This is a genomic window from Pseudomonas sp. SIMBA_067 (genome assembly GCF_046534675.1).
Lineage (GTDB): Bacteria > Pseudomonadota > Gammaproteobacteria > Pseudomonadales > Pseudomonadaceae > Aquipseudomonas > Aquipseudomonas putida.
In genome coordinates this window covers 1-240 of sequence record NZ_JAWRYH010001244.1, presented here as the reverse complement: position 1 = coordinate 240, position 240 = coordinate 1, and the positions used below count along the sequence as shown (strand labels likewise).

The 240-nt window shown below is 43.8% G+C and carries 1 protein-coding gene; it reads left to right on the top strand.

From position 1 onward, the window contains the following. Positions 1-240 (top strand): hypothetical protein (locus SB765_RS33275; RefSeq protein WP_410932987.1); only part of this gene is annotated, 240 nt, incomplete at both ends.

The following is a 240-nucleotide window of genomic DNA, read 5'->3' as shown; positions in this document are numbered from 1 at the left end:
AGATGAACGATAACGTATCCGATATCCAAACGATTAATGCTATTCGCCAAATAGAAACCATGGTGCTTGAAATAGATAAGCAAACAGCGCGCGAAGAAGGGCAAAAAATGATTCGCGATGTATTGGTATTTAATCAAGGTCGCACAGAGGCGCAACTACTAGCGCCATTGGTTGATGAAGATTTACGCCCTTATAATGCCTTTGAGCTTTCGCGCCGCTGGCGTGAAGCTATGCCAAATA